10 protein-coding genes are annotated in these 10,646 nt (G+C 62.8%); 5 read left to right on the forward strand and 5 right to left on the reverse strand.

Features of this window, described 5'->3' with window-relative positions; genetic code table 11:
* On the forward strand, positions 1 to 1,622 hold a 1,622-nt coding region (locus tag EN984_RS08975), incomplete at its 5' end, for a glycine cleavage T C-terminal barrel domain-containing protein (protein ID WP_164765414.1).
* Between the two features lie 9 nt (positions 1,623 to 1,631).
* Positions 1,632 to 2,987: a Xaa-Pro peptidase family protein gene (locus EN984_RS08980; protein ID WP_127267832.1), complete on the forward strand. Its 1,356-nt coding sequence runs from the start codon at positions 1,632 to 1,634 to the stop codon at positions 2,985 to 2,987.
* On the opposite strand, the gene EN984_RS08985 is transcribed toward EN984_RS08980, so the two are convergent.
* Together EN984_RS08985 and EN984_RS08990 are read right to left on the reverse strand one after the other, a co-directional pair.
* Positions 2,952 to 3,779 (reverse strand): PhnD/SsuA/transferrin family substrate-binding protein, encoded by an 828-nt coding sequence (locus EN984_RS08985; protein ID WP_127267833.1) that lies wholly within the window; start codon positions 3,777 to 3,779, stop codon positions 2,952 to 2,954. The genes EN984_RS08980 and EN984_RS08985 overlap by 36 nt on opposite strands.
* Before the next feature lie 92 nt (positions 3,780 to 3,871).
* Positions 3,872 to 4,882: a fatty acid desaturase gene (locus EN984_RS08990; RefSeq protein ID WP_164748999.1), complete on the reverse strand. Its 1,011-nt coding sequence runs from the start codon at positions 4,880 to 4,882 to the stop codon at positions 3,872 to 3,874.
* 229 nt (positions 4,883 to 5,111) lie between these two features.
* Between EN984_RS08990 and EN984_RS08995 the strand changes: the two genes are divergently transcribed.
* The 3 genes from EN984_RS08995 (at position 5,112) to bmt (ending at position 7,789) form a co-directional block, all read left to right on the forward strand.
* Positions 5,112 to 5,969, forward strand: coding sequence for a helix-turn-helix transcriptional regulator (locus EN984_RS08995; RefSeq protein ID WP_127267834.1), 858 nt, complete (start codon positions 5,112 to 5,114; stop codon positions 5,967 to 5,969).
* Between the two features lie 92 nt (positions 5,970 to 6,061).
* Positions 6,062 to 6,664, forward strand: a complete 603-nt coding sequence (locus EN984_RS09000; protein ID WP_127267835.1) for an urea carboxylase-associated family protein — start codon at positions 6,062 to 6,064, stop codon at positions 6,662 to 6,664.
* Between the two features lie 102 nt (positions 6,665 to 6,766).
* Positions 6,767 to 7,789: a betaine--homocysteine S-methyltransferase gene (bmt, locus tag EN984_RS09005; RefSeq protein WP_164748998.1), complete on the forward strand. Its 1,023-nt coding sequence runs from the start codon at positions 6,767 to 6,769 to the stop codon at positions 7,787 to 7,789.
* A gap of 15 nt (positions 7,790 to 7,804) precedes the next feature.
* Here bmt and EN984_RS37625 read toward each other — a convergent pair whose 3' ends face one another.
* The 3 genes from EN984_RS37625 to EN984_RS09020 form a co-directional block, all read right to left on the reverse strand.
* Positions 7,805 to 8,068, reverse strand: coding sequence for a hypothetical protein (locus EN984_RS37625; protein ID WP_164748997.1), 264 nt, complete (start codon positions 8,066 to 8,068; stop codon positions 7,805 to 7,807).
* A gap of 209 nt (positions 8,069 to 8,277) precedes the next feature.
* Positions 8,278 to 10,392 carry a VWA domain-containing protein gene (locus EN984_RS09015; protein ID WP_127272722.1) on the reverse strand — a complete coding sequence of 705 codons (2,115 nt, stop codon included), beginning with the start codon at positions 10,390 to 10,392 and terminating at the stop codon, positions 8,278 to 8,280.
* Between the two features lie 2 nt (positions 10,393 to 10,394).
* On the reverse strand, positions 10,395 to 10,646 hold a 252-nt coding region (locus EN984_RS09020; protein WP_245480048.1), incomplete at its 5' end, for a sigma factor-like helix-turn-helix DNA-binding protein.

Genomic DNA, 10,646 nt, shown 5'->3' on the forward strand with positions numbered 1-10,646 from the left:
GCATCAAGCAGATCATCAACGGCCCCTTCACCTTCGCGCTCGACGGCAACCCGCTGGTCGGCCCGGTCCAGGGCCTGACCAATTTCTGGTGCGCCTGCGCCGTCATGGCCGGCTTCAGCCAGGGCGGCGGTGTCGGCCTCGCGCTGTCGAACTGGATGGTGCATGGCGATCCCGGCTTCGACGTCTGGGGCATGGATGTCACCCGCTTCGGCGAATGGGCAGGCCTGCGCTACACCAACGCCAAGGTGCGCGAAAACTATTCGCGCCGCTTCTCCATCCGCTTCCCCAATGAGGAACTGCCGGCGGCACGCCCGGCGCAGACGACACCGCTCTACGACACGATGCTGGCCAACAATGCCGTCATGGGCGACAGCTGGGGACTTGAAACGCCGCTCTGGTTCGCACCGAAAGGCAAGGAACCCAGGGATATCGTCTCCTTCCACCGCTCCAACGATTTTGGGCCGATCGGTGAGGAAGTGCGCGCCACGCGTGAGCGTGTCGGTGTCACCGAGATCGCCAATTTTGCCAAATACGAAGTCTCGGGACCCGCAGCCGAGGATTTCCTCAACCGGCTGATGACCAACCGCATGCCGAAGACCCGCCGTATCGTGCTGACGCCGATGCTCAACGAATTCGGCAAGCTGATTGGCGACTTCACCATCGCCAAGGCGGCAGAAGACCGCTTCATGATCTGGGGTTCCTCGGCGGCGCAGAAATACCACATGCGCTGGTTCGAGAAGCATCTACCGAAGGACGGAACGGTGCGCATCCACCGCTTCGACCAGACGCTGGTCGGCCTGTCGATCGCAGGGCCGAAGTCACGTGACTTGCTGCAGAAATTGGTCGATGTCGATGTCTCGACAAAAGCCTTCCGCTTCATGGATTTCCGCGAGATGGCGGTTGGCGGGGCGCCTTGCATGGTCAACCGCATCACCTACACCGGCGACCTCGGCTATGAAATCTGGATGGCACCGGCCTACGAGCGCCTGGTTTACAAAGCGATCAAGGACGCCGGCGAGGAATTCGGCCTTGTCGATTTCGGCATGCGCGCGCTGCTCTCCATGCGCCTCGAAAAGAATTTTCCGACCTGGTTCCGCGAGTTGCGGCCGATCTATGGACCGTTCGAAGGCGCGATGGACCGCTTCATCAAGCTCGAGAAGAACGACTTCATCGGCCGCGAGGCCGCTGCCAAGGAACAGGCCGAGGGGCCAAAGCTGCGCCGCGTCTCCTTCATCGTCGATGCCACCGACGCCGATGTCATGGGCGATGAGCCGATCTGGGCCAAGGTCAGCAAGGACTATGGCACGGTTGAAAAGCCGCATGGCTATGGCGCGCCCCGCTTCGACGAGGGCGGCAAGGAAATACGTGGCTCCAAGGCTACCGAAGGCGCTTCCGCCGTGCGGGGTATCGTCGACGGTGACTGGCGCGTGGTCGGCTGGGTCACGTCGGGCGGCTATGCGCATTATGTGCAGAAGTCGATGGCGCAGGGCTACGTCCCCGCAGCGCTTGCCGAGGACGAAAGTGCCGGGCTGTTCGAGATCGAGATCCTCGGTCACCGGCGCCCGGCCCGCATCAATGTCGAAGCGCCCTTCGATCCGAGCGGCGAGAAGATGCGGACCTGAGTTTCGACCATGGACAACGCGGGGCCGAAGGGCAGCTTTGGCCGGCATCGCAAAATCATGCCGTTCGAAGCCGATTCGATCGAAGCCTTGCGCGACGCCTCCCGCCAGAAGGCGGCTTCGCTCAACCAGCATGTGCTGGGCTACGGTGCGCAGGCCGAGGCTGAATGGGCCGCGGCAGGCATTGCCGCGCCCGATCTGGCGGCGATGCGCCAATACCGGCTGGAGCGCATCCGCGCCGAGCTGAGGCGCCGCGGCTATGCCGGCGCCGTGCTCTACGATCCCGTCAACATCCGCTACGCCACAGACAGCACCAACATGCAGCTATGGGTGGCGCACAACCCGACGCGGCATTGCTTTGTCGCCGCGGAGGGGCCGGTGGTGCTGTTCGACTATTTCTCCTGCGAGCATTTGTCCGATCATTCCGGCGTCGTCGACGAAGTGCGACCGGCAGTGTCGTGGATGTATCTCTATGGCGGTGAGTTGACCGAGCAAAAGGTCCGCCGCTGGGCCGCAGGAATAGCCGATCTGGTGAAAGAGCATGGCGGCGGCAACAGCCGCATCGCCGTCGACCATATCAATCCGGAAGGCGTCGAGGAGCTGGCTCGCCTCGGCATTTCCATCGGCAATGGCGAAGCGTTGATGGAGAACGCGCGGCTGATCAAATCACCCGACGAGATCCTCGCCATGCGCCGCGCGATCGTCGCCTGCGAGGCGGCGATGGGCGAGATGGAACAAGCGCTGAAGCCGGGGATTTCCGAAAACGAATTGTGGGCGGAACTGCACCGCGGCAACATCGCGCGCGGCGGCGAATGGATCGAGACGCGACTGCTGACGTCAGGCCCGCGCACCAATCCGTGGTTCCAGGAATGCTCGTCGCGCAAGATCGAGGCTGGCGATCTCGTCGCCTTCGACACCGACCTGATCGGCCCCTACGGCTTCTGCGCCGACCTGTCGCGCACATGGCTGTGCGGCGATGGAAAGCCGACCAGCGAACAGCGCGACCTGTTCCGCATCGCTGCCGACCAGATCGGGCACAACGCGGCACTGATGCAGCCAGGCATCTCGTTTCGCGACCTCGTCGAACGCTCGGCGGTGCCGCCCGGCGACTGCTTCCCGACGCGCTACGGCGTGCTCTATCACGGCGTCGGCCTGGCCGATGAATACCCGACCTTGCCGCATGCCAGCGACTGGACATCGGACACTCCGGACGGCGTGCTGGAACCGGGCATGGTGCTGTGCGTGGAAAGCTATATCGGCAGGCTTGGCGGGCGCGAAGGCGTCAAGATCGAGGAACAGATACTGATCACCGAGACGGGCAACGAACAGCTCTCAACCTACCCGTTGGATAAGAGACTGCTCGGCTAGCCCGGCAATGGCCTCGCGCAACGCCCCAACCGTCTTTTCCGGTGTCCCTGCGGCGGTGATGTAGGGCAGGCCTTTGCGCCGTCCGGTCCAGCCAACGACCGCCACCTTTTTCGCCGCCGGCTCGAAGCGTTGCGCCAGCGCCCAACTCTCGCAGTCGATGGCCGCTATATCGGCCTTGCCCTCTGCAATTGCGACGATCGAGGAACGGTGCCCACCGCTTTCGCTGCGCGAGGCAAAGAGGTCAAGGCTCTCGCCCATCGCCTCCAGGTCGCGCGTCAAACCGAGGAACCCCGACATCGAATCGAGGCTGTTGAAGGTGAAGCGCTTGCCGCGGATCCGATCGAGTGGGATCAGCGGGCTGCCGTCATTGGGCGAGGCAACCGACGGCGCGCCATCCGCCAGCATGACGATGGCGCTGGAATAGAGCTCGCCCTGCCCGCCTTCGTAGGCGTCGTAGCTTGGCTGGGCAACCACCTGCACATGCCTGGACAGGCCGAGTTCCATCGGCCCCCAGCAGGTCTGCGCGAACAGCAGCGCCGGGTGCAGCCACAGTCTGTGAAAATCGAGTTCGTCCGGCGGCAATGTCACTGGATCGGATGCGATCAATGCACCGGCAGCATCACGAATACCGCCCGGCACCGGCGGCAGGTCTCCATTGCGCCGCACGATGGTTTGCGGTGCGTCGATACCCTTTTGCCGAAACGCGTCGCGCAACAGCGCCCATTGCGCGTCGACCTCGCCGCGTATTTCGGGCCAGTCATACATCGGCAACGCCGCAACCAATTCACTCATGCCGGATATCAAATCATCATGTCTGGAAAAATGATCGCAAAAACGCGGCGCCCAATCAGAATTGGCCGACACGGATTCCGGGTAGACCGGAATTATTCCTTCGGCGGCTCTGCGGGAACCGGCGCACTGCCGAGTCCGCTGATGCTGCGCGCCCTGATGCGCGGCTTGAAGGCCCTGCCCGGCTCGGCTTGACGCCGCAGCACCGGGTGCACGATCGGCTCCTTCGCCTTGAACGCATAGGCTTTGATCAGCGCGAAATAGTTGGGATAGGCATAGCCATTGTTCATCCGCAGCCATTCCTCACGGCGATCGCGAAACAGCTTGGGCAGCTTGTACCAGGCCACGGTCGGGGTCTTGTGATGGACGAAGTGCAAATTGTTGTTGAGGAACAGGAACGACAGCGGCGAGCGCTCGACGATCACCGTGCGGCCTTCCGGATGTTCCGACCATTGATGCTCGGCGAAAGTACGGATCGAGATCAGCGACTGGCCGAGCCAGACCGGCACCAGAATGTAAAGCCACAGCGGGATGCCGAAGCCGAACTGCACGATCGGCATCACGACGGCAAGGCCGATCGCATGCAGCAGCCAGGCCTTGCGGATCGCCTTGTCACCGGCGATCACGTGCTTGGCATCGTCGATGAAGAAGCCGACGCAGGACAGCCACGGGCCAAGCACGAAGCGGCCGGCCATGGTGTTGTTGATCTTGAGTAGGAATTTCATCGTCGGCGGCAGTTCGTCGTGCTGCCAGAGCGCCTGATAATAGCTTTCCGGATCGTCCAGCGGATCGGTCAGCCGCTCGTCGGCGTGGTGGCGCAGATGGATGGTCTTGAAGCGGCGGAACGGCCAGACCAGACCGATCGGCAGGAACACGAAGGCTTCATTGACCCGCGCGTTGCGTGTCGGATGACCGTGCAGCACTTCGTGCATGATCGACGATTGCAGTGCGGCGGTCAAAGCCAGGAGGGCGAGCGCCAGTATGGGGTAAGATGGCCAGAGCAGGAAACCGGTGGCGAGCCAAGTTGCGTAGCAGAAGAAGGCGAGTACCACGGTCGGCCACTCTATGGCCGGTGCGCTGTGTCGCCTGATGCTCTTGCTCGTCATGCTATCGACCACTGCCCCTCAGTCGCCGGAGCCCCAATTGGCTCCTGACAACATTGTGTCAGGAGAAGTGATTCCACTCAACGAGACAAAGTACACAAACTGTTGCGATTGCGCATTTTTGACCGCACATGTTACACATTGTAAACAGGCTTAGGGATTCATTTACGCCTGAGGTGCGCTCGGAAGCGATTCGGCGCAAATTTTTCCTCAATCGAGGTGGAGCACGCACATGGACAAGCGCGACCTGTCGACGATCTTCCGCGAGCGCCTGAAAACACTCTTGACACGCTCCGACCTCAACCAGTCGGCCTTCGCGACCGCGGTCGGCATCGACCGTTCGGCGCTGTCGCAGCTGCTGTCGGGCGCCTCGACGCGCCTGCCCCGAGCGGAAACGCTGCTCAACATCGCCGCCGAGTTCAAGGTGTCGCTCGATTGGCTTCTCGGCCTCAGCCAGGACGAGGGTCTCACCGGCGAAATCCGCGAGAGCCTGGAGATAGAAGAGGCACCGGACGGCTTCGACCGCACGCTGCTGGCCAAATGGCATGCCGAGGCGGCCGGCACCAAGATCCGCTACGTACCGGCCGGCATTCCCGACCTTCTGCGCACCGAAGCATTGGTCGACTACGAAGCCGGCATCACCAACAAGAGCCGCCTCGCCCAGGCCGGCGAAACGCAATACCGCATCGACTACAACAGGCGGCCGGAAACCGACATGGAAGTCTGCATGCCTCGCCATACGCTGGAGATTTTCGCCCGCGGCCTGGGTGTCTGGGATCGTTTCCCGGAAGCCGACCGCCGCGCCCAATTGCTGCACATGGCGACGCTGCTCGACGACCTCTACCCCACCTTCCGGCTGTTTCTCTATGACGGGCGGATTCGCTATTCCATCCCCTACACCATCTTCGGTCCCTATCGCGCCGCCATTTATGTCGGCGACATGTATCTGGTGCTCAACGCCACCCAGCCGATCCAGACGCTGATCCAGCATTTTGACAATCTGATCCGCGCCGCCGACATCAACGCGCACGAGGCGTCCGGCTTCGCGCACAGGCTGGCCGGCATGTCGTTCCCAACAGGCACTGTCTGATCTCTGGCAATCATGGTCTGATCTCTGGCAATCATGGTCCTCTGGTGGAGCCTCGTCCCGGCCACGCCATTTCCATTTTTGAAGGACAGCTCATGCCCGATCCGCGCCGCATCGTCGTTCCACCCCAGTCGGGCCGCGCCATCCGCGTCTCACAAGGCGACCTCATCCGCATCATCGATCCCAAAGGACAGCAGGTTTCCGATCTCTGGGCTTTCAGCACCGACCCGACGGTCGACTGGCTGAGCACCTCGCAGACCCGTGACATCACCGAGCGGCTTTTTCCCGCAATCGGCGACAGTTTCTTCAGTGCCGCCGCCAAGCCGATGCTGACGCTGGTCGAAGATGGCTCGCCGGGTCCGCACGACATGCTTTACCCCGCTTGCGACAGCGCGCTTTATGAGCGCGCCGGATTTCCCAATCATCCGAACTGCCGGGACAATCTGATGCAGGCGCTGGCCACAGAGGGCATATCGCTGCCTTTCGCCCCCGATCCGGTCGATCTCTTTCAGAACTCCTTGCCGGAACCCGACGGTCGGCTGGTGGTTTCCGCGTCGATCAACCCGCCGGGCGGCTATGTGACGTTGCGCGCCGAACAGGACCTCCTGCTGGTGGTCACCGCTTGCTCGGTCGACCATCACCCGACCAATGGCGGCATCTGCACCGAGATCCACGTCGAGATCACCCCCGGATCGTGAGGAAAGGGCACCATCTGGCCGAGCGGTCGCGGCAAAATCATTGACTACACATAAAGACTTCTTTATATCATTATTCGAATTCGAAACATGAAAGCCAATCCGATGACGACCACGAACCCGATCGATGAGCTGCTGGCTGAAAAGGGCGTGCTGCTGGCCGATGGCGCCACCGGCACAAACCTGTTCGCCATGGGGCTGGAGGCGGGCGAGGCGCCAGAGCTGCTCAACGAGACGGCGCCCGACACCATCACCAGCCTGCATCAGAATTTCGTCGATGCCGGCGCCGACATCATCCTCACCAACTCGTTCGGCGGCACCCGTCACCGCTTGAAGCTGCACCATGCGCAGGATCGCGTGCACGCGTTGAACAAACGCGCCGCTGAGCTTGCGCGTGCGGTCGCCGGCAAGGCCGGCCGCAAGGTGATCGTCGCCGGTTCGGTCGGCCCGACCGGCGAATTGCTGGTGCCGCTGGGCGCCATGACCTATGACGAGGCAGTCGACGCCTTCGCCGAGCAGATCGAGGGCCTCAAGGAAGGCGGCGCCGAAGTCGCCTGGATCGAGACGATGTCGGCTCCAGACGAGATCCGGGCCGCCGCCGAGGCTGCTATCCGCGTCGGCCTGCCCTACACCTATACCGGTTCCTTCGACACTGCCGGCCGCACCATGATGGGCCTGCTGCCCAGGGATATCCACGGCGTCACCGACGGGCTGTCGCAGGCGCCGCTCGGCGTTGGCGCCAATTGCGGCGTTGGCGCGTCCGACATCCTGGCCTCGCTGCTCGACATGACCGAGGCGAAGCCGGAGGCGACGGTGATCGTCAAAGGTAATTGCGGCATTCCCGAATTCCGCGGCACCGAAATCCATTATTCCGGCACGCCCGAACTGATGGCCGATTATGTGCGCCTCGCCGTCGATGGCGGCGCCAAGATTATCGGCGGCTGCTGCGGCACCTCGTTCCAGCACCTTGCCGCCATGCGCAAGGCGCTCGACGCGCACACCAAGTCGGATCGTCCGACGGTTGCGGCGATCGTCGAGCGCATTGGTCCGATGCGCAACCAGGTCGCGACGGAAAACACCGCCGAGACCAGCGAAGCCCGCCGCGAGCGCCGCCGCAGCCGGGCCTGACCTCATCGATTTCGGTTATTCGCTGTTGTCGGCGTAGCTCGACTGCGCCGACTTGAAGTCGACCACATTGTCGCCGCGCATCGTCATCAGCGCGCCCGAAGCGCTGGGGTCGGTGATCTGTTCCAGCATGATGCGGAAGCGGTCGTTGGTCAGCGCCGACAGGGCGGTGTGGCGCGCCTGTGCGACATTGTCACGCCTGGATTCCGATGATGGGGCCGATGAAACCGCCGAGGCGTCTGGCGCCGGGGGTATCGAGTTGGCGATAGTCCTGATCTGCAATTTCGGCTCCCTCAAGCCCAGTACACCTGTCCTGCGTAACAAGGAGGGGGTTGCCATCCGGTACCGGAATTGCCGCGCAATTTAACGACCCATAAAATCCGCGAAAAAAGGCCGGCAAGGTTTCCCTCGCCGGCCTGCCTCACCCGCCCGCGGTCGGTTCCCCCGTATCAGAACGATCCCATCTGAAAGAAACCGGCCGTCATCACCACTTACCGGTTACCGCCCAGCGCAGAGGCAAGGCGCACAAGCGAGAGGAACTCGGCCCTGTACCCAAACGGGTCGGCCCCTCGAGCGGCAGTGGCGATCTCCATGATCTTGTCGTAACCGAACTTCGCGGTCGCATCCTCGTCGCGCAGCTTCTGGCCGAAGGCGGCGACCGCGACGGAGAAGCGCTGGTCGGTGCTGGCCTGGTCGAAGGACGAGATCTCGTTGGCCGAGGTCACCGGCGTGGTGATCAGCTTCGAGACGTCTTCATTCGGCAGCTTGTAGCGGATCTTGACGAAGGCATATTCGTCCGCATTGGCGACGCCGCCATTGTCCACCGACGCCTGGCCATAACGCAGTTGGTCGATCTGCTCGCCACCACTGCCCTTGGGCGTGATCTCGTAGATCGCGGTGACCGAGTGGCCCGAACCGATATCGCCGGCATCGACGCGGTCATTGTTGAAATCCTCGCGGTTCAAGGCGCGGGTCTCGTAGCCGATCAGGCGATATTCCGAGACCTTGTTCGGGTTGAACTCGACCTGGATCTTCACGTCCTTTGCGATGGTGAACAGCGTCGACGAGGCATCCTCGACCAGCACCTTTTCAGCCTCGGCCAGCGTATCAATATAGGCGGCGGTGCCGTTGCCGTTCTGGGCAATGGTTTGCATCATCTGGTCGTTCAGATTGCCGCGGCCGAAGCCGAACACCGACAGGAAAACGCCGGTCTTGCGCTCGCTTTCGATCAGCCGCTTGAGGTCGTCGTCATCGGTCTGGCCGACATTGAAGTCGCCGTCGGTAGCAAGCATCACGCGGTTGACGCCGTCCTTGACGAAGGATTTTTGCGCCAGCCTGTAGGCTTCCTTGATGCCCGCCTCGCCGGCCGTGCTGCCACCGGGCGTCAGATTGTCGATGGCGCTGAGGATCTTGTCCTTTTCGGACGCCTTGGTCGGCTCCAGCACTGTGCCGGCGTCACCGGCATAGGTCACGATCGAGATAGTGTCGTCGGCCTTCAGCTGGCTGACCAGCAGGCGAAATGCCGATTTGAGCAGCGGCAGCTTGTCCGGCTCGTCCATCGAGCCCGAGACATCGATCAGGAAGACCAGATTGGCCTTCGGCTGCTCGGTCGGCTTGACGTCAAAACCCTTGATGGCGACATGCATCAGCCTGGTCTGCGTGTTCCACGGCGTCGGCATGACGCTGACGGTCGAGTTGAATGGTGTCGAGGCCGACTCCGGACCCTTCCAGTCATAGGGGAAGTAGTTGATCATCTCCTCGACGCGAACAGTATCGGCCTGCGGCAGGGTGCCCTGCTTCAGCGAGCCGCGCACGAAGGAATAGGAGGCTGTGTCGACGTCGATCGAGAAGGTCGAGACCGGATCCTCGAGTGCCGCATGCACCGGGTTGGTCTTGAAATCCTCGATGCGGTCGCGGTTTTCCGGTTGCGGCTGCATCTGGTCGGCCGGCAAGATCGACGGCTGCTGCGGCGCCATCAGCTTGGATTCGGCCGGCATGCGGGCTCGCGAGGTGCTGGGTACACTTGCAGCGCCATCCAGCGCGAATTCACCTGTCGGTGCCGGTGGCGCAGGCTCGGCCAGCACACCGCGCTCCAGCGCATTTTGTTGTGCCGCGCCGCCAGCAACGGTCGATTCGGATTTCTGCGGCGAGGCCGGCGCCACAAGCGCATCGGTCGCGCCGCGGCTTTCCACATCCGCGTCTGCCTTCTTGTCCTTCTCCAACTCGCCGCGAGCCGGCTTCGGCTCGGCGGTCGTCGGCTTCACCGTCGCCGGCTTGTCGGCCAGCGTCTCGGTGATCTTCTCGTCGCCGCCGAATTTGGGCGGCTGTTCCCTCAGCAAATGGAAGGTGGCGTATCCGGCGATCGGCAGGGCGACGAGCCCGGCAAGGGCCGGCGTGGCAATGAGTTTCTTTTGCATGATCTCGCTCCAGAGCTTTTGTGCTCGCTCTGTGAGACGAAGCCCGCCAATCGATCCTTGGGTGACAGCAGAAATATTTTCCTGATCATAGGCGCGCAGGGCGGCCTCGAAGGCACGTGCCTTGGCATCCTTGGCGGGCGCCGGTGCTGCGATATCGCGCAGTCTGTTGAGTTCGTTGTCGTCGACCATGGTCACACTTCCCCGGCCGCGCGCATCAGCGTCTTCAGCCGTTTCTTCGCTTCATGGATGTGCCAGGAAACCGTCGTCTCCGAGATCGCCATCGCCTCGGCGGCGGCCGCGTGGCTCAATCCTTCGCCATAGACCAAAAGCACGGCGTCGCGCTGCTTGTCCGGCAGTTGCCGCACCGCGGTCCACAGCGCTTCGGCCGGATCCTCCGGTTCGACCGACGCCTCGCCTGAGATCAGTGCATGGACGCCATAGGC

The sequence above is a fragment of the Mesorhizobium sp. M7A.F.Ca.CA.004.12.1.1 genome (assembly GCF_003997835.1).
Classification (GTDB): domain Bacteria; phylum Pseudomonadota; class Alphaproteobacteria; order Rhizobiales; family Rhizobiaceae; genus Mesorhizobium.

Excerpts from the sequence above, each read along its gene's own strand:
- EN984_RS09000 (WP_127267835.1), top strand. The coding sequence starts at position 6,062 with ATGCCCGATCCGCGCCGCATCGTCGTTCCACCCCAGTCGGGCCGCGCC.
- EN984_RS08985 (WP_127267833.1), bottom strand. The coding sequence starts at position 3,779 with ATGAGTGAATTGGTTGCGGCGTTGCCGATGTATGACTGGCCCGAAATA.
- EN984_RS08990 (WP_164748999.1), bottom strand. The coding sequence starts at position 4,882 with ATGACGAGCAAGAGCATCAGGCGACACAGCGCACCGGCCATAGAGTGG.
- EN984_RS09015 (WP_127272722.1), bottom strand. The coding sequence starts at position 10,392 with ATGGTCGACGACAACGAACTCAACAGACTGCGCGATATCGCAGCACCG.
- EN984_RS08980 (WP_127267832.1), top strand. The coding sequence starts at position 1,632 with ATGGACAACGCGGGGCCGAAGGGCAGCTTTGGCCGGCATCGCAAAATC.
- bmt (WP_164748998.1), top strand. The coding sequence starts at position 6,767 with ATGACGACCACGAACCCGATCGATGAGCTGCTGGCTGAAAAGGGCGTG.
- EN984_RS08995 (WP_127267834.1), top strand. The coding sequence starts at position 5,112 with ATGGACAAGCGCGACCTGTCGACGATCTTCCGCGAGCGCCTGAAAACA.